General features: G+C 64.1%; 26 protein-coding genes. 9 read left to right on the top strand and 17 right to left on the bottom strand.

Features of this window, described 5'->3' with window-relative positions; genetic code table 11:
- Positions 1-27 precede the first annotated feature (27 nt).
- On the bottom strand, positions 28-1833 hold the full coding sequence (xoxF5, locus tag I6F16_RS17695; RefSeq protein ID WP_036007949.1) for a lanthanide-dependent methanol dehydrogenase XoxF5: 1806 nt from the start codon (positions 1831-1833) through the stop codon (positions 28-30).
- A 513-nt stretch (positions 1834-2346) separates the two neighbouring features.
- On the opposite strand from xoxF5, the gene I6F16_RS17690 reads away from it, so the two are divergent.
- On the top strand, positions 2347-3315 hold the full coding sequence (locus I6F16_RS17690) for a helix-turn-helix domain-containing protein (RefSeq protein WP_025037738.1): 969 nt from the start codon (positions 2347-2349) through the stop codon (positions 3313-3315).
- 58 nt (positions 3316-3373) lie between these two features.
- Here the strand turns inward: I6F16_RS17690 and I6F16_RS17685 are convergent, their stop codons facing one another.
- The 4 genes from I6F16_RS17685 to I6F16_RS17670 form a co-directional block, all read right to left on the bottom strand.
- Entirely contained in the window at positions 3374-4363 is a 990-nt protein-coding gene (locus I6F16_RS17685; RefSeq protein ID WP_036007944.1) for a tripartite tricarboxylate transporter substrate binding protein, read from the bottom strand.
- A 111-nt stretch (positions 4364-4474) separates the two neighbouring features.
- Positions 4475-5404 (bottom strand): transporter substrate-binding domain-containing protein, encoded by a 930-nt coding sequence (locus tag I6F16_RS17680; RefSeq protein WP_225173891.1) that lies wholly within the window; start codon positions 5402-5404, stop codon positions 4475-4477.
- Positions 5401-5754 (bottom strand): cytochrome c, encoded by a 354-nt coding sequence (locus I6F16_RS17675; protein WP_036029363.1) that lies wholly within the window; start codon positions 5752-5754, stop codon positions 5401-5403. The genes I6F16_RS17680 and I6F16_RS17675 overlap by 4 nt, the downstream gene beginning before the upstream one ends.
- An 11-nt stretch (positions 5755-5765) precedes the next feature.
- Positions 5766-7430: a methanol/ethanol family PQQ-dependent dehydrogenase gene (locus I6F16_RS17670; protein WP_036007936.1), complete on the bottom strand. Its 1665-nt coding sequence runs from the start codon at positions 7428-7430 to the stop codon at positions 5766-5768.
- Positions 7431-7748: 318 nt separating this feature from the next.
- On the opposite strand from I6F16_RS17670, the gene I6F16_RS17665 reads away from it, so the two are divergent.
- From I6F16_RS17665 to I6F16_RS17645, 5 genes are all read left to right on the top strand, one after another.
- Positions 7749-8141, top strand: a complete 393-nt coding sequence (locus I6F16_RS17665) for an EF-hand domain-containing protein (protein ID WP_036007934.1) — start codon at positions 7749-7751, stop codon at positions 8139-8141.
- The gene (locus I6F16_RS17660; protein WP_225112028.1) at positions 8138-8623 is read left to right on the top strand and encodes a hypothetical protein; all 486 of its coding nucleotides are present in this window, start codon (positions 8138-8140) and stop codon (positions 8621-8623) included. Before I6F16_RS17665 ends, I6F16_RS17660 begins: the two co-directional genes overlap by 4 nt.
- Before the next feature lie 218 nt (positions 8624-8841).
- Positions 8842-8922, top strand: coding sequence for a pyrroloquinoline quinone precursor peptide PqqA (gene pqqA, locus I6F16_RS17655; protein ID WP_008562446.1), 81 nt, complete (start codon positions 8842-8844; stop codon positions 8920-8922).
- 228 nt (positions 8923-9150) lie between these two features.
- Positions 9151-10020 (top strand): hypothetical protein, encoded by an 870-nt coding sequence (locus I6F16_RS17650; RefSeq protein ID WP_225112027.1) that lies wholly within the window; start codon positions 9151-9153, stop codon positions 10018-10020.
- A gap of 218 nt (positions 10021-10238) precedes the next feature.
- Positions 10239-10448 carry a hypothetical protein gene (locus I6F16_RS17645; protein WP_036007926.1) on the top strand — a complete coding sequence of 70 codons (210 nt, stop codon included), beginning with the start codon at positions 10239-10241 and terminating at the stop codon, positions 10446-10448.
- A gap of 22 nt (positions 10449-10470) precedes the next feature.
- Here I6F16_RS17645 and I6F16_RS17640 read toward each other — a convergent pair whose 3' ends face one another.
- The 5 genes from I6F16_RS17640 to I6F16_RS17620 are packed head-to-tail and all read right to left on the bottom strand — an operon-like array spanning position 10471 to position 14132.
- Positions 10471-10818: a hypothetical protein gene (locus I6F16_RS17640; RefSeq protein ID WP_085969007.1), complete on the bottom strand. Its 348-nt coding sequence runs from the start codon at positions 10816-10818 to the stop codon at positions 10471-10473.
- A gap of 25 nt (positions 10819-10843) precedes the next feature.
- Positions 10844-11653, bottom strand: coding sequence for a pentapeptide repeat-containing protein (locus I6F16_RS17635; RefSeq protein WP_036007988.1), 810 nt, complete (start codon positions 11651-11653; stop codon positions 10844-10846).
- A 47-nt stretch (positions 11654-11700) separates the two neighbouring features.
- Positions 11701-12429, bottom strand: a complete 729-nt coding sequence (locus I6F16_RS17630) for an ATP-binding cassette domain-containing protein (RefSeq protein WP_109142936.1) — start codon at positions 12427-12429, stop codon at positions 11701-11703.
- Positions 12419-13156, bottom strand: a complete 738-nt coding sequence (locus tag I6F16_RS17625; RefSeq protein ID WP_036007920.1) for an ABC transporter permease subunit — start codon at positions 13154-13156, stop codon at positions 12419-12421. Before I6F16_RS17625 ends, I6F16_RS17630 begins: the two co-directional genes overlap by 11 nt.
- Position 13157: 1 nt before the next feature.
- A complete protein-coding gene (locus I6F16_RS17620; protein ID WP_225112040.1) occupies positions 13158-14132 on the bottom strand; it encodes an ABC transporter substrate-binding protein in 975 nt (324 codons plus the stop codon).
- 87 nt (positions 14133-14219) lie between these two features.
- On the opposite strand from I6F16_RS17620, the gene I6F16_RS17615 reads away from it, so the two are divergent.
- On the top strand, positions 14220-14579 hold the full coding sequence (locus I6F16_RS17615; RefSeq protein WP_057026627.1) for a hypothetical protein: 360 nt from the start codon (positions 14220-14222) through the stop codon (positions 14577-14579).
- 203 nt (positions 14580-14782) lie between these two features.
- Here the strand turns inward: I6F16_RS17615 and I6F16_RS17610 are convergent, their stop codons facing one another.
- Positions 14783-15601: a quinoprotein dehydrogenase-associated SoxYZ-like carrier gene (locus I6F16_RS17610; RefSeq protein WP_225112026.1), complete on the bottom strand. Its 819-nt coding sequence runs from the start codon at positions 15599-15601 to the stop codon at positions 14783-14785.
- Positions 15602-15655: 54 nt separating this feature from the next.
- The gene (locus tag I6F16_RS17605) at positions 15656-16579 is read right to left on the bottom strand and encodes a quinoprotein relay system zinc metallohydrolase 2 (RefSeq protein ID WP_225112025.1); all 924 of its coding nucleotides are present in this window, start codon (positions 16577-16579) and stop codon (positions 15656-15658) included.
- Positions 16580-16705: 126 nt separating this feature from the next.
- Between I6F16_RS17605 and I6F16_RS17600 the strand changes: the two genes are divergently transcribed.
- Positions 16706-17590, top strand: a complete 885-nt coding sequence (locus tag I6F16_RS17600) for a substrate-binding domain-containing protein (RefSeq protein WP_225112024.1) — start codon at positions 16706-16708, stop codon at positions 17588-17590.
- Positions 17587-18147 (top strand): PQQ-dependent catabolism-associated CXXCW motif protein, encoded by a 561-nt coding sequence (locus tag I6F16_RS17595; protein ID WP_036029396.1) that lies wholly within the window; start codon positions 17587-17589, stop codon positions 18145-18147. The genes I6F16_RS17600 and I6F16_RS17595 overlap by 4 nt, the downstream gene beginning before the upstream one ends.
- A 31-nt stretch (positions 18148-18178) precedes the next feature.
- Here the strand turns inward: I6F16_RS17595 and I6F16_RS17590 are convergent, their stop codons facing one another.
- From I6F16_RS17590 to I6F16_RS17570, 5 genes are all read right to left on the bottom strand, one after another.
- Positions 18179-18481: a copper-binding protein gene (locus tag I6F16_RS17590; protein ID WP_225112023.1), complete on the bottom strand. Its 303-nt coding sequence runs from the start codon at positions 18479-18481 to the stop codon at positions 18179-18181.
- A gap of 136 nt (positions 18482-18617) precedes the next feature.
- Positions 18618-19232: a hypothetical protein gene (locus I6F16_RS17585; RefSeq protein ID WP_225112022.1), complete on the bottom strand. Its 615-nt coding sequence runs from the start codon at positions 19230-19232 to the stop codon at positions 18618-18620.
- Complete coding sequence (locus I6F16_RS17580) at positions 19229-20077, bottom strand: ABC transporter permease (RefSeq protein ID WP_225112021.1); 849 nt, start codon at positions 20075-20077, stop codon at positions 19229-19231. Before I6F16_RS17580 ends, I6F16_RS17585 begins: the two co-directional genes overlap by 4 nt.
- Positions 20074-20880 (bottom strand): ABC transporter ATP-binding protein, encoded by an 807-nt coding sequence (locus I6F16_RS17575; RefSeq protein ID WP_225112020.1) that lies wholly within the window; start codon positions 20878-20880, stop codon positions 20074-20076. The genes I6F16_RS17580 and I6F16_RS17575 overlap by 4 nt, the downstream gene beginning before the upstream one ends.
- Complete coding sequence (locus I6F16_RS17570; RefSeq protein WP_225112039.1) at positions 20877-21845, bottom strand: YVTN family beta-propeller repeat protein; 969 nt, start codon at positions 21843-21845, stop codon at positions 20877-20879. Before I6F16_RS17570 ends, I6F16_RS17575 begins: the two co-directional genes overlap by 4 nt.
- Positions 21846-21851 lie beyond the last annotated feature (6 nt).

The raw sequence follows: 21851 nt of genomic DNA, 5'->3' as shown, positions 1-21851 counted from the left end.
CCACGCGCCGGAGCGATGCTGACGGGTTTAGTTCGGCAGCGAGAACACGGTCAGGGTACCGCCGAGCGCCGTGTAGTTGCTGAGGGCCGCGTAGCCGCCGACCGCACCGAGGCCTGCGGTCGGGTCGGTCAGGCCTGCCGCCAGTCCGATGCCGGCCCAGCCGCCCACGCCGGAGAGAATGGCAATGTATTGCTTGCCATTGTTCTCATAGGTGGTGACGTTGCCGATGATGCCCGAGGGAGTCTTGAACTTGTAGAGCTCCTTGCCGGTCTTGGCGTCGACCGCCTTCAGGTAGCCTTCGAGCGTGCCGTAGAACACCACGCCCCCGGCGGTTGCGAGCGCACCCGACCAGACCGAGAACTGCTCCTTGTTCGACCAGACGATCTTGCCGGTCTTGTTGTCCCAGGCGATGAAGTTGCCCATGTGGCTTTCGCCCTGCGGCGGATACATCGAGAGCGTCGCACCCACATAGGGCTGACCCGCGGTGTAGCTCACCTTGAACGGCTCGTAGTCCATGCAGACGTGGTTGGTCGGAACGTAGAACAGCTGCGTGTCCGGCGAGTAGGCTGCCGGCTGCTGGTCCTTGGTGCCGAGCGCGGCCGGGCAGATGCCCTTTGTGTTCTTGTCCTCTCCGCCGTGCTCGGTCGAGTATTGTGCGACGACCTTGGGACGGCCGTAGGTCGGCGAGTTCTTGTCCATGTCGACGCCGCTGGTCCAGTTCACCTTCGGGTCGTACTTCTCGGCGACCAGCAGTTCGCCGCTCTCGCGGTCCATCGTGTAGGCGAGGCCGTTGCGGTCGAAGTGCGTCAGCAGCTTGCGGTTCTGACCGTTGATCTGCTGATCGCTGAGGATCATTTCGTTGACGCCGTCATAGTCCCATTCGTCGTGGGGCGTCATCTGGTAGACCCACTTCGCCATGCCGGTGTCGGCATCGCGGGCGAAGATCGCCATCGACCATTTGTTGTCGCCGGGACGCTGCTTCGGGTTCCAGGTCGAGGGATTGCCCGACCCGTAATAGACAAGGTTCAGAGCGGGATCGTAGGAGAGCCAGCCCCAGGTGCAGCCGCCGCCGATTTTCCACTGATCGCCCTGCCAGGACTTCAGCGAAGAGTCCGGGCCGACCGGCTTGCCGAGCGAGGTCGTCTTCGCCGGATCGACCTTGATCTGATCGTCCGGGCCCGTGGAATAGGCGCGCCAGACCTGCTTGCCGGATTTGAGGTCGTATGCGGTGACATGGCACTGCACGCCGAACTCGCCGCCGGAGATGCCGACCAGGACCTTGTCCTTGACGACCAGCGCGGCCGACGTGCCGGTCTCGCCCTTCGCGGGATTGCCGTTGGTCGCCGACCAGGCCACCTGGCCGGTCTTGGCGTCGAGCGCAACGAGGTTGGTGTCGGCCTGATGCAGGATGATCTTGCCGTCGCCGTAGGACAGGCCGCGGTTGACGGTGTCGCAGCACATCACGGGTATGACGTTCGGATCTTGCTTCGGCTCGTACTTCCAAACGATCTTGTTCTCTTGCGAAAGGTCAATAGCGTAGACCTTATTCGGGAACGGCGTATGGACGTACATCATGTTGCCGATGATCAGCGGGCCGCCTTCGTGGCCACGCAGTACGCCGGTCGAGAAGGTCCAGGCAACTTGGAGTTTCCCGACATTCTGTGCGTTGATCTGGTTTAGCTTCGAATAGCGGGTATTGGCGTAGTCGCCCGCCGGCATCACCCAGTCTTTCGGGTTTTGCGACATCTTGATCAGCTCGTCATTTGCTGAAGCGCTGCCGACGGCGAGAGCCGCCGCCGAACCAAGACAGGTCGCCAGAAGCACCTTGCGCATAGTTATTCCTCCGTTGGTCTCGTTTATTATTTCCGAAGCATTGCTCAATCGCCGGGCTTCTCGTCCGGCGTCTGCTCGTGCAGGGCGGTCACGATGGGGACCAGAAACGATGCTGTGCTGTTTCCTCCTCCTGATGAGAGCCACGGGTCCACGTGCAGGAGCGGCCCGTTTTTGTTGTTCCTGCCGCAATCCCTAACGGCTTCGCCATCGGGAAACTTGCCCAAGAGCGAAGGCGGTTTGCTCGACAGCGCACGGAGGTGAAGATTTTGATTTTGCAGTAGCGAATTCAGCGGCTTCGGTGCGCCCTTGAGGCCGCCTCGGCGCTCAGGTTCCCCTTGACGGCGCTGCAACTAAGGCGGAGGATTAAGTTTCAAGAGTGGCAATGGAACGATGGCGCTCGTTGCAAGAGACCGCTCAAATGCGAGGTAAACGTCACGCAATCACGGCTGAGGGCTCCGGCAGCGCTGGTTGCGATTCGCGCCGAATCTCCGGATCAAATCAGTGGCTGGATTAATGTCCGACACCATTCACACGCTCTCGACGACCGGGATGACGCCGAAGCGGCAGATCCAGAGCTGGATCGACGGGCTCACGAGCCTGTGCGGGCATTTCGACGTCGATCCGCTGGAGGCGTCCTCGCTCGAAGGTCGCATCGATTACACCACGGTTTCGCGCCTGAAGCTCTGCCAGATCGAGGTCAGCCAGCATCGCATCGCGCACACGCTGGCGCGCGCCAAGGCCAATGAACACCCGTACATAAAAATCCACTTCCAGACCTACGGCGTGTCTTATTTCGAACAAGAAGGCCGTCACATCGAGATCAATCCGGGCGACATCATCGCCTATGACGTCTCCTGTCCGCATTCGATCATCAGTCCTGCCTTTACCCGTCATGACGTGGTGATCGTGCCGAAGGCGCTGCTGCGCGACCGCGGATTCCCGTCGCAGCGGATGCCGGCGTGCAAATTGACGGCGAAGACGGGGACCGGGCGGATCGCCCACGATTTCGTCCATGCCACCTTCGACGAGGCGGCAAAGCTGTCGGCCAACAGCGCGGTCGGCGTCGCCGATTCGCTGATCGACCTGTTGCTGCTGCCGCTGCGCGAAGCCGACACGATGTTCGATCGTGTCGGGCCCGAAGCGATGTATGTGCGCGCCCAGTTCTTCATCCGGGAGCACTTGCGCGACCCGGATCTGTGCATCGACCAGATCTCGGCCGAGCTCGGTTGCTCCAAGCGCTATCTGCACATGCTGTTCTCGGAGCGCGGCACCACAGTGAGCGACTACATCTGGCAGGCGCGGTTGCAGAACTGCCGCCAGGAGCTCGAGGCCCACGCCGGCAAGACCATCACCGACGTCGCCTTCTCCTGGGGGTTCTCCAGCTCATCGCATTTCAGCCGGGTGTTCCGGAAATACTTCGGCGTGGTGCCGTCCTCGATCCACAAGGCACAGCAGGGCGCTGCGAGCTCGGGCGAGCATTAGACGCGGTTTTTCTAGAAGCGGCCGGCGAGGCCGTCCTCCTGATGCGCCCAACTTCTGATCAGGCCGGCTCGAGGCCCAACGACTTCGCGCTCTCGATCCAGATCGGCAGCTCGCGCTGGTACAGCGCATTGGTTTCCTTGAAGCCGATCGCGGGCTCGAGCACGAAAGTCGAGAGAACCTCCTTCACTTTCGGATCGGTGTTGGCGGCGACGCAGAGCTCGGCCAGGCGGTCGACCACGGCTTGCGGCGTCGCCTTGGGCACGGCCCAGCCGGTAAATCCGCTCACGGTGAAGAATTTCGACGTCGCGCCCTGCTCGGGAAGGGTCTTGATCGCGGGGATCGCATCGACCTTCTTCGAATGCACGGCGAACACCGTGCCGCGGTCGCTTTGCAGGACCGACTGCGCGGCCGTGTAGCTGCCCATCGCGGCATCGAGGGTGCCTTCCAGCATTCCCGTCCACATCGGCGCCTCGCCGCGATAATGCACCGGCTCGATGTTGAGACCATACTGCTTGTTGAGCTCGTTGACGGTCATGTGCGGGGCCGAGCCCGCGCTGTAGGTGCCGAAATTCACCTTGCCGCTCTTGCGCGCGAAGGCGACGAAATCCTCCAGCGTCTTGACCCCGGTTTTCGGGTTCGCGACCAGCAACAGGCCCGCGCCGGGAATGACGCTGACGAGCGTCAGATCCTTGTCCATGTCGTAGCCGGGATTTTTCATCACCACCCGGTTCATGATGTAGGTGGTCGAGATCGAGCACAGGATGGTGTGGCCGTCGGGCTCGGCGCGGGCGACTTCCGCCGTCCCGATCGCGCCGGAGGCGCCGGGCTTGTTCTCGATGACGACGGTCTTGCCGACTTGCTTGGAGATGAACTCGCCATAGGCGCGCGCGAGCAGGTCGGTCTGGCCGCCGGCGGGATAGCTGCAGATCATGCGAATTTGCCGCGCCGGCCAGCCGCCCTGCGCCGATGCGCCGCGCGCGACGAACGGCATCGCCAGTGCACTGGTACCGGCGGCGATGAAGTGGCGGCGATCGAGCTTGGCGGACATGATTCTCTCCCTGATTTTTGCCGAACCTACTGCATCAGGCCGTCGCTGCCATGGGCCGCAGGCGAGACAGATTGGCGCATTGGCTCGCACTGCGTTCGGGCCGCGGGAGCCTCACCGCTGGATGATCTTCGTCCAGCCATCGCCGAGGATCGCGGGCTCGCGCGGCGGCAGATAGGTGAGGCCGGCCTGCTTGCCGAATTCGGCGATCTTGCCCGAAGCCGTGAGCTCCGTCAGCGCCTTGTTGACGGCCGCGATCAGCGCGCCATCGCTGGCGAGCCCGACATAGCCGCGATTGGCTCCGATCGGATAATAGTAGCCGGACGCCGTGATCGCCGTGTCCGGGTGCGCGGCGCGATGGGCGTCGAAGCGGGCAAGATCGATCAGCGTCGCGTCATGGTCGCCGCGCTCGAGTCCGCCGAGGAGATCGTCGCGGCCGGGGACGAGATGGGTGATGTTGTCGATCAGGCGCCCCTTGTCGAAGGTCATCAGGATGGCGTCGCCGAGCGATCCGCTTTCGATGGCGAGACGAAGGCCGGCGAGATCGCCGATGTCGCCGACCTTGCGCCCGCGGGCCTTTGGCCCCAGCACCACCGTCATCGGCGAATAGATGTAGGGCTGGCTCGGCGCGAGCACGCCGAGCGGGACGCGGCGCCGCCGATCGTCGCGCGTGGCGCCGGCGAAACCCGGCAAGCGCGCCGTCTTCATCCCGGGTGCGACAAGCGAATCCTGCGTCAGCGCGTAGCCGCCGACCAGCGAGCAGCGCCTGTCCGAGAGCAACGCATTGGCCTCGAGCTGCGGGCTCGAATCCTCATCCAGCCTGCTCTCGAACCACTGGATCTTCAGCGGGCGTCCCATCCGCTCGGCGATCGCCTGCGCCAGCAGCACGTCGAAGCCGGCATCCGGCTTGTCGCGGCGATGCACCGAGAGCGGCGGCCTGTCCTCGTCGAGACAGACCTTCAGAGGATCGTCGGCTGCGAGAGCGACCGACGCCATCGCGGACAGAACGGCCGCAACGCTCCAGGCAACGCGCCGGCCCCTCATGGCTTCCTCCGGCTGGAGACGAACGCCCAGAGGTTTCCGATCTCGTCGTCGCTGAGAATGTCGGCCCAGGGTGGCATCTTGTTGTTCTTGCCGTTCTTCACCGTGGTGACGAAGCGCGTCTTGTCGTCGGGAATGGCACGCAGATCCGGCGTGACGGTGCCGGAATTCATCAGATTGGGGCCGTGGCAGTGGGAGCATTTCGAGGCGTAGGTCGACTTACCATGGTCGATCTGCGCCTGCATGGAATTGCCGGTGGTGTCATCGGCGCGGACGGTCGCCGCGTGCGCGACCGAGAGCACCGCGACGGCGGCGATCATCGCCGCCGTCTTGTGAGAGATCACTTTCAGCATCGTACCCGTGTTTACTGCTTGACCGCAAAGACCCACAGCGAGCCGCCGGGCGGCACGTTGGCAAGCCGCTCGTCGCCGGAGAACAGCGAGTAGACGCCGCCATAGCCGCTCGTCACGGCGACATACTGCACGCCGTCCTGCTGCCAGGTCACCGGCTGTCCCTCGATGCCGGAGCCGGTCTGGAACTGCCAGAGCTTCTTGCCGGTGTCGGCGTCGAAGGCCTCGAACTCGCCGGTCAGCGCGCCAGAGAATACGACGCCTCCGGCCGTCGAGAGCACGCCGGAGAAGCGCGGAATGTCGCTCGGCGCTTCCCATTTCGATTTGCCGGTCATGGGATCGATAGCCTTGAGATGGCCGCGCGGCCCGTCGCCGTATTCCCAGAGGTCGGTCAGGTCCATGCCGAGGTACCATTCGCCCTGCTTGTAGGTGACGGGCTCGGTCTTGTACCTGCCGCCGAACGCGAGCGTGTTGGCATAGGCAAGGCCGGTCTGCGGATTGAACGACATCGGCTCCCAGTTCTTGCCGCCGAGGATCGAGGGATACACCGTCACCTTCTTGCCCTCGCGTGCGTCCTTCGAGATGTCGGTCTCGATCGGACGTCCGGTCTTCATGTCGATGCCGGTCGCCCAATTCACCTTCACGTAAGGATTAGCCGCGAGCAGCTTCCCGTTGGTGCGGTCGAGCACGTAGAAGAAGCCGTTGCGGTTGGCATTCATCAGCGTCTTGGTCGGCTTGCCCTCGATGTTCACGTCGGCGAGCACCATCTCGGCCACGGCGTCGTAGTCGAACGGATTGTTCGGCGAGAACTGGTAGTGCCACTTGATCTTGCCGGTCTTGGGATCCAGCGCCAGCACGGAGCAGGTGTAGAGATTGTCGCCGGGGCGCACCGCCGAGTTGAACGGACCGGGATTGCCGGTGCCCCAATAGATCGTGTTCAGCTCGGGGTCATAAGAGCCGGTGATCCAGGTCGAGCCGCCGCCGAGCTTCCAGGTGTCGCCCTTCCAGGTGTCGCCGCCGGGCTCGTCCGGCGAGGGGATCGAATGGGTCCGCCAGAGATGCTTGCCCGTTGCCGGATCCCAGCCGTCGATGAAGCCCCTTGTGCCGAACTCGGCGCCGGAAATGCCGGTGATGACGACACCGTCGGCAACGAGCGGGGCCACCGTCATCGAATAGCCTTCCTTGATGTCGGCTGCCTTCTGCCGCCACAGCTCCTTGCCGTTCTTGGCGTCGATGGCAACCACGTGGGCATCGAGCGTCGTACGGAACAGCTTGCCCTCGTGAATCGCGACGCCGCGGTTAATGATGCCGCAGCAGACGATTCGCGGCGTCTCCGCCGGATATTCGATCTTGCTCTTCCAGATCTGCTTGCCGGTCTTGGCATCGACCGCCATCGTGGCATTGTGCGAGGTGACGTAGATGACGCCCTGATAGACGATTGGCTGTGATTCCTCGCTCCGATCGTCATTGAAGCTGTAATTCCAGATTGGGACGAGATTCTTGACCGTATCCTTGTTGATCTGCTTCAGCGTCGAGAAGCGCTGGAGATTGTAGCCCATTCCGTAATTGAGAACGTTCGATGTGTCGGTCGCACCCTTGACCAGCTGCTCGGTGGTTTGTGCATTTGCACAGGTTGACGCAAGCATGACGAGGCTCGCGGCCATCGCAAAGCGTTTCATCCGTTCCTCCCAAAATGCGCGCCTTTTGACGCTGCGGCTGCAACACTCCGTCGGAAACCAAAACGCGTCAATACGAAAGTCGTAACTGCCGTGCCGATATCGTCGGCGGTCACCTGACGGAAACCTGACAAAGGCAACTCCAACTTGTGCGCAGACGCTGAGAAATTCCGCGACGCGAAGCACTATTGGGAGCAGGGCAATGCATCTCTACCGGTTGTGGCGCGCGCAAGTTGCAGGTCCGGACTTGAACCGAGGGCCGCTTGCGGGTTTATCTCGGCTCTGCCCCATTGATCTGGGGGCTATGTCAGGGAGGTCTCGATGATTTCGGCTCGCTCGATTGCCCTTGCACTTGTGATTGCACTTTCGGCCGGTCCGGCGTGGTCGGCCTCCGGCAATGCGGTCAAGTTGTTCGACACCGACAATGACGGCACGCTCGATCTTGCCGAGGTGAAGAAGGTGGCCGCCGCCTCGTTCGCAAAGCTCGATCCCGATCGCGACGGCACACTCGATGCGCGCGAATTGCGTGGACGGTTGAGCGCGAAAGAACTCGCCGCGGCAGACCCCGACCGCGACGGGACCCTCACCCTCGACGAATATCTGTCGGTGGTCGAGCAGCGTTTCAATGCAGCCAATCCCGACAAGGATGGAACGCTGGATGCGAAGGAGCTGAATTCGCGTGCCGGGCGCGCGCTCGTACGATTGCTCCGGTGAAGCGCCGCAAGCGGAACGGGCATGACGGGCGTAACGTTTGCGATCATTCCGGCCTGACGCTCGGGAACATCGGGCTGCTCGGCCTGTTTCTCCGCATGTCCTGCCGGCGCCGGGGCTGCGCTGCGGGAGAAAAGGAGATGCAAATGAATACGAAGCGTTCCCTTCTTGCTGCCTGCGCAATCCTGACGCTGAGCGCCGGGGTTGCGGTCGCCGGTCCCTGCAACACCGGCAGCGCCAGCGCCGACAAGACCGACAAGGATGCCGGTTCTGGCCCTGTCACCGTGGGCTCCGCGCAATCGCACACGTCCGGTTCGGCGAGCGATAGCAGCCAGCATCCGCCGACCAGCACGATGAACCGGGCCAGCGGTGAATCGCCGGCGTCGTCCGAGGATGCGCAGCGGCAAATGCAGAGCGAGCCGACGGCGGCTCAGCGCGCCGCGGGCGCCAAGCCGAATGCCGAAATGGCCGACAAGGACTGCTGACGGCACCGTTGTCGATTGGACGCGCGGTGCATTGCACAAGGCGGTGTCTCGCTGGTCGTGTTTGACCAGGAGGGAACTTGCTTTGTCCGAGAGAGAAATTGCGGCCGCGAAGTATCGGCACAGACGTGACGGCAGTCGAATCGAGGCTTGAACTGCACTCGACGCAGCCCTAGGTTTTTCGCCGCGCGATGTCGCGCTCAATACCTTGGGAGACCCGAATGGCTTGGAAAGCTCCGAAGATCGTGGAAGTGCCGGTCGGCATGGAAATCAACATGTACGCCTGCGCCTCGCGCAAGTAAGACCGACGACCTGCCGCGGCTTCGATGGCAAACGCCGTCGGAGCCGTGGCAGTGTCGGATCTGCGCCTCGCCGTGCTCCATGCTTTGCGGATCGCGCGAAAGCCGCACGTGGAGGGGCTTCAATTCTTTCCCCGCAAAATTTCGACCGTGCTCTGCGGCAGTGTGTTACGCTGACGCCCGGTCAGCGCTGCTGCCGCATCACAGCGGCGCGCGCCTTTGGGGCACGGGATGGGCGGCAGAGCCTGCAAGTTCTGGACGGTGATCGTGTGCGCGATCGTGCTGGCGCCGGCGCGCAGCAGCGCCGAGGCAGGTTTTGATACCGAGCACATCTTCGGCTTCATGATCGGCACCGATATCGGCAATGTCGGCGAGCGCGAATTCCAGACCCAGACGACGGGGCGCTTCGGCAAAGGCGGGGGCGCTTATCGCGCCCTTGAACATGAGGTCGAGATCGAGGTGGTGCCGCTGCCGAATTTTCGTGTCGAAGTCGGCGGCACCGCCAGCTTGCACCACATTACCGGCGTCCCTGACATCGACGACCGCCGCCAGTTCAACTTCCAGGGCATCTCGCTTGACCTGCGCTATCGCCTGCTCGACCGTGAGCGCGCACCATTCGGCTTCACGATTGCGGCCGAGCTCCACGGCGACCGCATCGACGAGACCAGCGGCGCGAAAGGGCGGATGTACGGCACCGAATTTACGCTCGCCTTCGATCGCGAACTCATTCCGAACTTCGCCATCGGCGCCCTCAACCTGATCTACCAGCCGGAATGGGCGCGCTTCGAGATTGGAGGGGCATCCGAGAAGAGCTCGACGATCGGGGCCGCGTTTGCCGGCCTGGTTCGCGTGCGGCCCAATGTGCTGCTTGGCGGCGAGATGCGCTACTTCCGGCAATATGAGGGCATCGGCCTTAGCGAGTTCTCAGGCCAGGCCCTGTTTGTCGGCCCCACCGCCTATTTCCAGCTCTCCGAGCGTTCCCGGCTCACCGCAAGCTGGAGCATGCAGGCCTGGGGGCGCCCGGCCGGCTCAGGCGGCAATCTCGACCTCGGCAATTTCGAGCGGCATCAGGCGCGATTGGTGTTCGGCGTGAACTTCTAACACGGAAGGTCGTCATGCTCGGGCTTCTCCCGGCTACGCGGCCGAAGCCGCTTCGGCGAGGCGACGGCCCGGGCATCAACGTTCTTTGTTCCACGAGGCAAGGCGTGGATGGCCGAGCCCGGCCATGACGAGGCTTCGGCGCTATGAAACTTCCCCCTCCTTCGCGCGTAGCTTCATGTGCTAATCTCTCCATCGCCCCCTTGCGAGAGGATCCCGGCATGAACCCGATTGACCTGGTGGTGACTGTGTGCGCGGTGCTCTCGCCTGCGACCTGCGAGGAGCGGCATCTGGTGTTCCACTATTCCGGGTCGCCGCGGCAATGCGCGATGGCCGCGCCGCCCTATATCGCGCAATGGGTCGGTGAGCATCCGAAGTGGCACGCGGTGAAGTGGCGCTGCGAATATCCGCACCCGAACGACAAGGCGTGAGCTGCCAGAATCGGTTCGAACGCTACTTGGTGCAGTCCTTCAGATCCTTGTCCGCAATCGAGAACACTGCATCCGCCTTGATCTCGATATCGCGGACGACGCACTGCCGTGCATTGGGGTAACTGACCCTGGCGTCGTAGCGGCCGGGCTCGACGCCGGTGATGCGCAACCGCTCGTCGTGGTCGACCTCCTTGTCCTTGTCATTCAGGCACTGGTTCGGACCCCAGTCGGTCTTGCCGGCGGGTGCGAGCTGGAAGCCGGAGATGGTCTCCGTCGTGAGATTCCAGAGCCTTATGCCCTTGCCCTTGGTCTGCGCGGCGGCTTCGCCGGCAAGCGTCAACAACGCGGTCAAAGCAAGAACCCCACGCATCAGCCAGTCCTCCCAAAGGGCGCCGTCATTCCCTGATCAGGCGCTCGCGGTTCTTTGCCTTGTCGAAATTCTTGGCGCGGTCAAGGCCGTTTGGTGCGATCAGCTTCGCCGAGACGAGATCGGCGCCGTCGAAATCGGCGTCGATGACGATGGCGCCGGTCAGATCGGCTCCGCCGAGTTGGGCGTTTTTCAGTGATGCGCCGCTCAGATCGGCGCCCCTGAGGACTGCGAATTCGAGGTCGACGCGCGACAAATCGGCGTTGCGCGCGTTCAGCCGTTCCAGCTTGGCGGATCTCAGCACCGCGCGCATCAGTCCCATCGACTGGTTGCGCATATCGGCGCCGAGATTCGCGTCCGCGATCGAGGCGCCGACCAGGCTTGCGCCGGTGAGGTCGGCAGCGATGCGCGCTCCTGACAGGTTCGCACCGTCGAGACGCGCGCGGGCCATTTGCGAGGCGAATAGATTGGCGCCCTTCAGGCTTGCGCCGGTAAGATCCGCATCCAGCAGCCACGCCTGATCGAGGATCGCACCGTCCAGCCGGGCGTCTCGAAGTATTGTCTTGTTGAGCCGCGCGGCGCGGAGAACCGTGTTGGACAGGTCCAGCCCCGAGAGATCGAGACCCGACAGGCGTTTGCCGGTGAAATCGGCAGGCTGCTTTGGGCTCGCTTTGGCCAACATGGCCTCGACCTCCGGCCTCGTCATTTCAGCCGAGACCATCGCGGGGGAGGTGAGGTCGACGCCACGCATCATGTCCTGCGCGCCCGCCGTCACCGCAACGAGTGCGAGGCTAAGCGCTGCAAGACCAAGCGTTGCGAAGGCGACTGTTCGTGTCATCATCAGCTCCGCCGCCCGCTAATCTAGCACGTCCGCCAGGCGACCGGCTATGAGGCATCTCGCTCAGTGCGGTCGCCTTGAGTTCGTTGCGCGAGGCCGGCCTTTATCGCCGCAATTTCGGCTTCGCCGCGTGTGTCGCGCGGGATGCCGATAGGCACCTCGGCCACGATCCGCGCTGGTCGCGGCGATAGGAAGAACAGCCGGTCGCCCAGGCGCACGGCATCGTCCAGGCTGTGTGTCACCAAAAGCGTCATCACCGGCCGGCTCGCGACGAGCGTTGCAATCTCATCGCGCAGGCGTCCGGCGAGAGCGTCATCGAGCGATGCCAGCGGTTCGTCGAGCACCAGAATATCCGGCTCGACGGCAAAGGCGCGGGCGAGCGCCACGCGCCGGGCCAAACCCAGCGAGAGCTCACCGGGATAGTGGTCGCGATGCGCTTCCAGCTCCAAAATCCTGAAGAGCTCGGCGAGCTTGGCATCAGCGACATCGGGCGCAGCCAGCCGCACATTCTGCTCGACCGAGCGCCACGGCAGCAGACGCGGCTCCTGGAACACCATGCCGATCCGTGCCTCCGGCGGTCGCGCGACGTGGCCCGCAAAGTCGTGGTCCAGTCCCAGGATGATACGCAGCATCGTGCTCTTGCCGCAGCCCGAGGGGCCGATCAGCACGCCGACCTCGCCGGATTGCAGCGCGAACGTGACGGGCGCCAGCACCTCGTGCGTTCCGCCCGCGGCACTCCTGAAAGTCTTGCCCGTGATATCGACCTCAAGCCGCACGGGGCCGCCACCTGTTTGCGCGGGCTTCGAAGGGCTGCACCAGCAAGGTTTCTATGACGAGCACGACGGCGGCGAAGGTGAGGGAATAGGCCAGCAGCCGCGGCGTGTCGAACAGCTGGAAGGCGACGCCGATCTCGAAGCCGACGCCGTTCGGCCGCCCCAGCAGCTCGGCGACGAGCACGATCTTCCACACCAGCGACAGGCCGGAGCGGGCCGAGGCCGCGATATAGGGCGCCAGTTGCGGCAGCACGACGTGGCGGAAGGCGCGCCAGCGCGGCATTGCGAACACGCTCGCCATCTCGTCGAGCGAACGGTCGAGCGCGCGCGTGCCCTCGCGCAAGGTGACGATGGCGGTCGGCAGCTTGTTGATGGCGATCGCTGCGATCGCGGCGGCCTCGGTGAGGCCAGCCCAGATATAGGCCAGCACGATCACGACCAATGCGGGCAGGTTGAGCAGCAGGATCAGCCAGGGATCACCGAGCCGGTCGGCGAGCTTCACCCGGCCCATCAAATAGCCGATGGCACTGCCGAGCGACATCGCGAGTGTGAAGGCGAGCGCGACGCGCGCCAGCGTGGCGCCGAGATGCAGGAATAGCGCGCCGCTTGATGCTTCCGCGATCATCACCTGAAGCACCGCCGGCGGGGAGGGCAGCTTTGCGCCGCCGACCGCGAGCGCGGCAATCCACCAGATCGCGAGGAACAGGGCGAACGACAGCAGGCGCAGCACCTCAGTCTCCGGGGACTGCGTGATAGAAGGTGCCGGGATCGAGCTCGGCTGCGGGGCCGACGAGGTCGCGGCCGCCGATCTCGGCCAGCACGCGGTAGAGCACGCGCGCGTCCTTTTCCTCGTCATCGATGCTCCGGCGCGGAATGCCGTCGCTGTAGCGATCGCGGTAAGTCTTGAGCAGGGCGGGATCGGTCGTGCCGGTAAGCGGCGCGACCTTGTCCCAGGCCGCATCCGAGGTCGCCAGCAGTTCCTTGGCCTTGCGGGTCATCGCGATGAAGCGCGCGACTGCCTCCTTATGGCTCGCCGCCCAGCTCTCGTCGAAGACATAGCCGACCGCGGCGACCGCGCCTTTGGCGCCCAGCTTCGGCAAGATGTCCTCGATGCCGGTCAGGCGCCTGAAACCCTTGGCCTCGAGCTGGGCGCAGAAATTCCAGAAGTTGAGGCTCGCATCCATCTCGCCGTCCAGCGCCTTGGCGGCGATCAGCGGCGGAGCGCCGTAGACGATGGTTGCTTCCGATTTCAGGTCGACGCCGTCCTGCTTCATCCGCGCCTGCAGCAGCAGCCAGCTCTTGTCGATCGCCCCGCCGGCGACCGCGAGCTTGCGGCCCTTGAGGTCGGCGAGCGTCTTGATCGGCGATGAGGCCGGCACCATCACGGCGCCGAGCGCGCTGGAATAGGGATAGAAGGTGAGCTTCGCACCGAGCGTGCGCTCGCGCGACACCCACAGCCAGTCCGACAGGATGATGTCGGCGCTGCCGGCGCGCATCGCGATCTTGCCGGCCTCGGTGCTCGCGAGCTCGGTGACCTCCAGCGCCAGGCCGGCCTCCTTGTCGAGGCCGGCGCTTCGGATCGCGGCCAGCTCCCACGAGAATGTTCCGGTCTTCTGCACCGCAAGGCGGATTGTGTCCGCAGCGCCGGCAGGTGCGGCTAGCGCCAGCACCGTTGCGAGCGCCCAAATTCGCGCCAAAACTGTCATCACCTTGTGAGCCGTTTCCTCTGACAGAGTGCTTTTCAGCACAATACGCATAGCATAGCCTTGGTCGCAACCAGCGGGAGGACGCGCATGGATCTGGCCGGACGGCTACGACCGATTGTCGCCGCATTGACGGCGCTCGCTGCCAGCGTATGCGTGGCACGGGCCGAAGAGGCCAATGATTATCCCACCGCGGCGCGCGCGGAATACGTCTATGGCTGCATGAAGGCCAACGGCGAGACGCGCTCCGCGATCGAGCAATGTTCCTGCTCCATCGACGTGGTCGCCTCGATCATACCCTACGAGCGCTATGTTACCGCCGAGACCGCGCTCAGCATGTCGCAAGTGCGCGGCGATCTCGGCGTGCAGTTTCGCACCTCGGAGCAGGCCAACGCGGCGGTGAATGACTTAAGGCGCGCGCAGGCGGAAGCCGAGGTGAGGTGTTTTTAGCTATCGCGGCACAGACGGTGCGATCTTCCTTCTCCCCTTGTGGGAGAAGGTGGCGCGAAGCGCCGGATGAGGGGTTCTATCGGCATATTCCAGCATGAGAGGCAGGTGGGCGCGGAAACATACCCCTCACCCGTCTCGCCGCTACGCGGCGATCCACCCTCTCCCGCAAGGGGAGAGGGGGCTTCAGCGCAAGTCTGACGAAACTAAGTCCCCGGTTTCTCCACATCCCATTCATTGCGGAACACATGCCCGTCCGTATCCCGGGCCTCCGCACGAAAGCGCTTGGCGCCGTTGGAGACATAGGTGAAGCGCAGGTTGGGATCTTCCGAGATCGAGATGCCGCCTTCCATCGACAGCACGGGGCTGTCGTCCTGCGTCAATCTGAGCTGGTTGATGAAGAAGGCGGGGATATAGAGCTGCGTGACCTGGTCCATCTGCAGGCCGGAATTGTTGGGATGGCCGATCATGATCTGCGCTTCGCGCAGCCGGCTTGCCGGACCCTCTTCACGGGCGAATTGCCGGTAGCGCATCTGGCCGAGCCGGTTCTTGGCTTCCTCCACGTTCTTTGCAGCCGGCGCCGAGCAGCCGCCAGAGGCCTTCACATAGACTTTCGAGACGTAGAGCTGGCCGTCGCTGAGCTCGGCCACCGCATGCACGTCGGTGTAGTTGTTGACGCGCACACGGGTCGAGATCTCCGTGACATTGGCGTCCGGGCCGAGTTCGAACTTCGCGGCCATCGGCGCGGGATTGCGGTCGATCACCAGCGTGATCGAACGGATGCGTCTGCTGTCGCCGGGCGACAGCTTGCTGCGCAGCGTCACCGGCACGATGGCGGCATCCTCGGCGCGATAGGGCATCTCGATGCCGATGACCTCGGCGCCGTCGTTCATCGGCCGGTTGCTGAAGATGTCCTGCACCAGGCCCGGCCAGGGATCGTAGGCCTCGTCCGCCTGCGCCGGCACGGCAAAGGCGATGCCGAGGAGCAGGGCAATCAGGGGCAGGCGGCGTGTGCATGCCGTCATGGTCATGCTCCTCGGTTTAGGTGAAGCTGATCTCCTGCCAGCGTAGCGCGCCCGCTATTCCCATTCAATTTCCGAAAATGCTGCAGTTGCGTTGCGGGCATTGTAGTCCTCGAACAACTGCCAGTGCGGCCGCTCGTCCGCGGCCGCCTTGTCCGCAGCGGCGCGGATCGGCGCGCCCCTCTTGTTCAGGGCGCGGACGTCGGACAGCAGCGTTGACAGGTAACGTCGTTGATCGCTCAGCGCCGCTGGCCAGTCGCTCACAGGACCGTGACCGGGAACAACGCGCAGCGCCGGGATCGTCTCCAACTCTTTCAGCGTGGCGAGCCAGCCGCGAATGCTGCCGTCCATCACCGGAATGTGGCCGAGAAAGACGAGATCGCCGGCAAGCAGGGTTTTGGTGCTCTCGTCGAACACGGTCAGATCGTTGTCGCTGTGCCCGGCCGGCCAAGCGCGCAAGGTCAAGCGGCGCGAGCCCAGATCGAGCGTGAGCGTGTCCGTTACGAGCAGGGTCGGCGGTACGATCTTCACGGGATCGATCAGCTCGGGGCCCATGAGGCGCCTGAAATTGTCGAGATAGAAGGGCCCGCGGCTCGCCAGCGCCTGCGGCAGCTTGCTGTGGCCGACGAAGCTGGTTCCCTCTGCCATGAAGGCAGCATTGCCGAAGACATGGTCGGGATGGCCATGGGTGTTGATGACATAGCGGATCGGCTTTTGCGTGCGCGCTCGTACCGCCGCCAGCAGCGCCTCGCCTTCGCGCAGGCTGCCGCCAGTGTCGATCACGGCCACCGCGTCACCTCCGATGATGAAGCCGATATTGGCGATGCCGCCTTCATTCTCGCGGCTCATCAGCGCTATGGCCCCGGAGTGTACGAAGATTCCCGGCGCGACTTCGCTCACAGGCAATTCGCCCGCCCCGGCGCGTGCTAGCGTAGCTGTTACCAGGGACAAGGCTGCGATCACGAGAGCGATGCGAGACACTTTTCCGCCTCAGTTCAAAGGATTGGCCTCATTGCACTGCAACAAAGCAAAGCCGGCAAAAGTTGGCACACGTGGCGCGTCATGCGTTGCATGGATTACATTCAAACAAAACGAGGAGGAAGCGCGATGACGCAGGCCGGACGACATCGTCGCTGGTGGTTTTCACTCTGGATCGTGATCGCATCATGTGCGTATGGCGATCTCGCCATCGCGCAGACCAACGAGACCGGAGATCTCTCATTCGAGCTGGTCGACCCGAAGGTGCTGCGCGTCTGCGCCGACCCGCGCAACCTGCCGTTCTCGAACGAGAAGGGCGAGGGCTTCGAGAACAAGCTCGCCGAGTTTCTGGCGGACAAGCTGCAGAAGAAGCTGGACTACGTGTTCTTCCCGCAGGCCGCCGGCTTCGTGCGCATGACGCTGGGTGCGCATCGCTGCGACGTCATCATGGGCTACCCGCAGGGCGACGACCTCGTGCAGGGCACCAATCCCTACTACCGCACGACCTATGCACTGGTTGCGAAGACTGGCAGCGGGCTCGAGGACGTCGACACGCTGCAGGACGCACGCCTGAAAGGTAAGCATATCGGCATCGTCGCCGGCACGCCGCCGGCGACCAATATGGCGTTGGCAGGCCTGATGGGCGATGCAAAGCCCTATCAGCTGATGATCGACACGCGCTTCGACAATTCCGCGCAGGCGATGATCGACGACCTCGCTGCCGGCAAGATCGACGCCGGCGTGCTCTGGGGACCGATGGCCGGCTATTATGCGAAGAAAGCCGGCCCCTCGCTGCACGTCATGCCGCTGGTCAAGGAGACCACCGGGTCCAAGCTGGTCTATCGCATCGGCATGGGCGTGCGACCCGCCGACCAGAACTGGAAGCGGCAGCTCAACCGGGTGATCCAGGAGAACCAGGGCGAGATCAACAAGATCCTGCTCGATTTCGGCGTGCCGCTGCTGGACGAGAACAACCGGCCGCTCGGCGCGGAGACGGCCAAGAAGGCGCCATGAGCCGGCCGCTTGCCGCTGCGTTCGTCGTTGCCTTGCTCGTGGCCCCGGCGTCGGCGCAGCAGCAGGAGCCGTTCGAGCCCGAGGGATATCGTACCGACAATTATCGCGCGCCGGTGCCGGCGACGCTCGCTGGCGCGCGCGTGCTCACGACCGGCGAGGCGGAGGCGATCTGGCGTGCGAACAGCGGCACCTTCGTTGACGTGATGCCGCGCGCGCCGAAACCAAAGAACCTTCCTGTGAGCACGGTGTGGCGTGACGCGCCGCGCAGGAACATTCCGGGCAGCTTCTGGCTGCCGGACACCGGCTACGGCAACTTGCCGCCCGCCATGGACGATTATCTTCAGCGTGGCCTCGCGCGCGCCTCACGCGGCGACAAGGCCGCGCTGCTGGTGATCTATTGCCTCGCCGATTGCTGGATGTCCTGGAACGCGGCGAAGCGTGCGCTCGCTTACGGCTATGCCAACATCGCCTGGTATCCTGACGGCACCGACGGCTGGGAGGGCGCGAAGCTGCCGACGGAAGAGGCGCAGCCGGAGCCGCGGCCGGAGCAACATTGATGCAAGCAGGAGAGATCAGGCGCCTGCGCCGTTACTTCTGCTTCTGCAGCTTCGTCAAGGTGCCCGTACCGTTGGTCTCGGTCGCAGAATAGCTCACCCTGTCGCCGGCATGGACGGCATCCAGCATCGCCGCATCCTTGGCCTTGTACTCCTGGAGCGCGCCGGCGCTGCCTGTGCTGGCGCCGACCGTGCCCTTCTGGGTCTGCTGGATCGAAATCGTGCCGTTGAGCCGATCGATCCGCGTGATCATCCCGGTCATGTCGTCAGCAAAGGCGCTGGCTGCGAGCATGCTGAGGACCGCAGCGCCCGCAAACATGATTCTTGTGGTTCCCATCGAGGCCTCCCGACGTCTTGAGTTCACGTCGACAAGCCATCATAAATCGATTTGGTTCCGGCACATAGCGCGGCGAAAGGTTAACGTTGCCGGGGCGATTGCGGGAACTTTTCGTGAGCGGTCAGCGTAACTGACGCTATTCCATTTCCTGCTGGATGACGCGTCCGAGCGCGAACAGGCGCTGGTCGAGCGAGGTTGGAACCTCGCAGACGAAGCGCACCACCTTGTTACGGTCCTCGAAGATCCGGGTCTTCCAGATCAGCTCGTTGCTGAGCGCCTGGACCTTGGCCTCGTCACGCGGTGTGGCCCCTTGCAGGGCCTGGAGCTGAATTGCCTCCTCGCGGATCTTGTCGGCGGCATCGCGCTGCTTGCGGCTGACTCGCTCGAGTCCGTTCATGACCTGGGAGCGCTGGGCGTTGAGCGTGTCGAACAGGCCGGCGAACAGCAGCTTTGCGTTCGCGGTCTTGTCGGCAGCGGAACCCGCGAGAAACTCCTTCACCAGCTTTTCCGCCTCATCCAGTGGCGTCTTGCGCGCCGCCAGTTTCGCAACGAGCGCGCTGATCTTGGCGTCGTCCTTCCATTTGTTCTGGACGTCGTCGAGCGGCGGACCGCCCCACACGGCCGCCAGCGAGATCTCGGGCACCTTCGCCTGGGTGCACGGCCAGTCCGGATAGCGCGGATCGGCGGCGTGCGCCGTCGTGCTCGCGAAAGCGAGCACCAGTACAGAGGTGACCAGAACCCGAACAATCATCCTTCGCCTCCCGCAGGCCCGCGTCGCGCCAGCCCGCGCGAGGGATCATAGGCCAGGATCGCGCCGATCATGAAGACGATTGTGCAAGCAGCGACCACTGCCAGCGAGATCCAGTTGATCTGGCCATACAGCGCGAAACGGATCAGCTCGACCGCATGGGTGAACGGATTGGCCTCGCACAGATAATAGAGATAGGGGTTGCCCTCCTGCACGCGCCAGAGCGGGTAGAGCGCGGAGGAGGCGAAGAACATCGGGAAGATCACGAAGTTCATGACACCGGCGAAGTTCTCCAGCTGTTTGATGCCCGACGAGATCAGCATGCCGAGCGAGCCCAGCATCAGCCCCGACAGGATCAGCGCCGGCAGCACGGTGAGATAGCCCTGGGGCGGCGGGGTGATGTCCCAGAGCCAGGCGATCAGCAGGAACGCATAGACCTGGAGCAGCGATACCGCGGTGCCCGCGAGCAGCTTGCAGAACAACAGGAACCCCCGCGGCAGCGGGCTCACCAGGAGCGTGCGCATGTTTCCCATCTCGCGGTCATAGACCATCGAGAGCGAGGACTGCATGCCGTTGAAGAGCTGGATCATCGCCATCAGTCCCGGCGCTATATAGACCTCGTAGAGGATGTAGGTCTCGTAGGGCGGGATGATGGAGATGCCGAGCACCTGGCGGAAGCCGGCGGCAAAGATGAACAGCCACACCAGAGGCCGCACCAGCGCCGAGACGAAGCGCTCGCGCTGATGCAGGAAGCGCAGGCCCTCGCGCCAGACGATGCCGCTGAGGCAGGTCATGTACTCGGCGAACGAGAAGCCGCGCGGCGCCTCGCGCGTCGTGATGCTGCTCATGCGCCGCCTCCAGGCATGGTTTGCGCGCCGGTCAGGCGCATGAAGGCGGTGTTGACGTCCTGCGCGCCGGCTTCCGCGACGACGCGGTTCATCGGTCCCTGCGCCAGCACCTTGCCCTGGTGCAGCACCACGAGATCGTCATCGGGCATGATCTCGTCGAACAGGTGCGTGGCCCAGAGCACGCCGATGCCTTGCTCGGTCACGAGCTGCCGCACGTGGCTGATGATGTCGGCGCGCGCCTTGACGTCGAGGCCGACGGTCGGCTCGTCGAGCAGCAAGAGGCGCGGCCGGTGCAGCAGCGCCCGGGCGATCTCCAGCCGCCGCATCTGTCCGCCCGAGAGGTCGCGCACCTTGCTTGCGGCGCGATCGGCAAGGCCGATCCGGCCGAGCAGCTCGGCGCTGCGCGCCGAGGCCTCGCGGCGGCCGATGCCATGCAGCGCGGCGTGGTAGAGCAGGTTCTGCGTCAGCGACAGATCGAGATCGAGCGTGCGCGGCTGGAATACGACCCCGAGCAGCCGCAGCGCCTCGCCCGGGCTCTTGCTGACGTCGTGCCCGAAAATGCCGACGTGGCCGGACTGGATGCCGAACAGCCGCGTGATCAGCGAGAACAGCGTGCTCTTGCCGGCGCCGTTGAGTCCCAGCAGTGCGGTGAAGCTTGCGGCCTGGACGTTGAAGGACACGTCCATCAATGCGCGCCGCGGACCATAGGCATGGCTGACACCGTCGATCGACAATGCCGGCACCGCGGCCTCTTCGGGTCTCGGCGTCTCCTGGGCTTCGGCGATCGGGGCGGGGCTGGTCATGGCGCGATCGCGACGCCCCAGGGCAGCTCGCCGACCTGAATGGTCTTGATCACCTTCTGCGCGGCGACGTCGATGACGGAGACGTCGTTCGACACACCGTTGGTGGTGAGCAAATATTTCTCGTCCGGCGTGAACGCCATGTGCCAGACCCGCTGCCCGACCAGGAGATATTTCGTCACCTTGCGCGAGGCGACGTCGACCACGGCGATGCGGTTGGCGGGGCCGAGCGCGACGAACGCGGTTTTGTCGTCCCTGGTCATGCCGATGCCGACCGGCTGGATCGCCTCCTTGCGCAAGCCCGGAATCTCGAACGTGACCTTGCCGATCACCTCGTGCTTTTTGGGGTCGATGATCGAGACAGTGCCGCCGATCTCCGAGGACACCCACACCTCGGAAGAATCATGCTTGTACTCGGCGTAGCGCGGCCGCGCGTCCACCAGCACGTTGGCGACGATCTGGCGCGACGCGGTGTCGATGAAATGCGCCATGTTGGTGGTTTCCGAGGTGTTGATCAGCGTCTTGCCGTCCGGACTGATGGTCATGCCCTCGGGCTCGACACCGACCTGGATGTCGCCGAGCCGGGCGCGCTTCTCGAGGTCGATCACCGTAACCGTGTTGTCGTTCTCGTTGGCGACATAGAGGGTCTTGCCGGCGGCATCCTGCGCGAACAGCTCGGGGTCGGGACCGGAGGGCAGGCTGTCCACCACGGTTTGCGTCTTGGCGTCGATTACCTGGATGGTGTCGTCGTCGCCGACCGCGACCATCACGAACTTGCCGTCGCGGGTAAGGTCGATGCCGCGCGGACGCTGGCCGACCTTGATGGTCTTGGTCACGGTCCAGCTGTCGGTATCGATCACCGAGACCGTATTGCTCTTCTCGTTCGAGACATAGGCGATGAACGCATGCGCTGGGGCTGCCGCCAGCGCCAATGCGGAGAGAAGTCCAACACGCCACATCCGCGACATCTGCAT

It is taken from the genome of Bradyrhizobium sp. IC4060, assembly GCF_020193715.1.
Lineage (GTDB): Bacteria > Pseudomonadota > Alphaproteobacteria > Rhizobiales > Xanthobacteraceae > Bradyrhizobium > Bradyrhizobium yuanmingense.
The sequence above is the reverse complement of the archived record's forward strand: the minus strand, read 5'-3'. Positions and strand labels throughout refer to the sequence as shown.

Bases quoted from the DNA above. Each gene is read 5' to 3' on its own strand.
- I6F16_RS17570 (WP_225112039.1), bottom strand. From the start codon at position 21,845: ATGTCGCGGATGTGGCGTGTTGGACTTCTCTCCGCATTGGCGCTGGCG.
- I6F16_RS17670 (WP_036007936.1), bottom strand. From the start codon at position 7,430: ATGAAACGCTTTGCGATGGCCGCGAGCCTCGTCATGCTTGCGTCAACC.
- I6F16_RS17620 (WP_225112040.1), bottom strand. From the start codon at position 14,132: ATGACAGTTTTGGCGCGAATTTGGGCGCTCGCAACGGTGCTGGCGCTA.
- I6F16_RS17575 (WP_225112020.1), bottom strand. From the start codon at position 20,880: ATGACCAGCCCCGCCCCGATCGCCGAAGCCCAGGAGACGCCGAGACCC.
- I6F16_RS17635 (WP_036007988.1), bottom strand. From the start codon at position 11,653: ATGACACGAACAGTCGCCTTCGCAACGCTTGGTCTTGCAGCGCTTAGC.
- I6F16_RS17650 (WP_225112027.1), top strand. From the start codon at position 9,151: ATGGGCGGCAGAGCCTGCAAGTTCTGGACGGTGATCGTGTGCGCGATC.
- I6F16_RS17585 (WP_225112022.1), bottom strand. From the start codon at position 19,232: ATGATTGTTCGGGTTCTGGTCACCTCTGTACTGGTGCTCGCTTTCGCG.
- I6F16_RS17690 (WP_025037738.1), top strand. From the start codon at position 2,347: ATGTCCGACACCATTCACACGCTCTCGACGACCGGGATGACGCCGAAG.
- I6F16_RS17680 (WP_225173891.1), bottom strand. From the start codon at position 5,404: ATGAGGGGCCGGCGCGTTGCCTGGAGCGTTGCGGCCGTTCTGTCCGCG.
- pqqA (WP_008562446.1), top strand. From the start codon at position 8,842: ATGGCTTGGAAAGCTCCGAAGATCGTGGAAGTGCCGGTCGGCATGGAA.
- I6F16_RS17685 (WP_036007944.1), bottom strand. From the start codon at position 4,363: ATGTCCGCCAAGCTCGATCGCCGCCACTTCATCGCCGCCGGTACCAGT.
- I6F16_RS17645 (WP_036007926.1), top strand. From the start codon at position 10,239: ATGAACCCGATTGACCTGGTGGTGACTGTGTGCGCGGTGCTCTCGCCT.
- I6F16_RS17640 (WP_085969007.1), bottom strand. From the start codon at position 10,818: ATGCGTGGGGTTCTTGCTTTGACCGCGTTGTTGACGCTTGCCGGCGAA.
- xoxF5 (WP_036007949.1), bottom strand. From the start codon at position 1,833: ATGCGCAAGGTGCTTCTGGCGACCTGTCTTGGTTCGGCGGCGGCTCTC.
- I6F16_RS17580 (WP_225112021.1), bottom strand. From the start codon at position 20,077: ATGAGCAGCATCACGACGCGCGAGGCGCCGCGCGGCTTCTCGTTCGCC.
- I6F16_RS17615 (WP_057026627.1), top strand. From the start codon at position 14,220: ATGGATCTGGCCGGACGGCTACGACCGATTGTCGCCGCATTGACGGCG.
- I6F16_RS17600 (WP_225112024.1), top strand. From the start codon at position 16,706: ATGACGCAGGCCGGACGACATCGTCGCTGGTGGTTTTCACTCTGGATC.
- I6F16_RS17595 (WP_036029396.1), top strand. From the start codon at position 17,587: ATGAGCCGGCCGCTTGCCGCTGCGTTCGTCGTTGCCTTGCTCGTGGCC.
- I6F16_RS17665 (WP_036007934.1), top strand. From the start codon at position 7,749: ATGATTTCGGCTCGCTCGATTGCCCTTGCACTTGTGATTGCACTTTCG.
- I6F16_RS17675 (WP_036029363.1), bottom strand. From the start codon at position 5,754: ATGCTGAAAGTGATCTCTCACAAGACGGCGGCGATGATCGCCGCCGTC.
- I6F16_RS17590 (WP_225112023.1), bottom strand. From the start codon at position 18,481: ATGGGAACCACAAGAATCATGTTTGCGGGCGCTGCGGTCCTCAGCATG.
- I6F16_RS17610 (WP_225112026.1), bottom strand. From the start codon at position 15,601: ATGACGGCATGCACACGCCGCCTGCCCCTGATTGCCCTGCTCCTCGGC.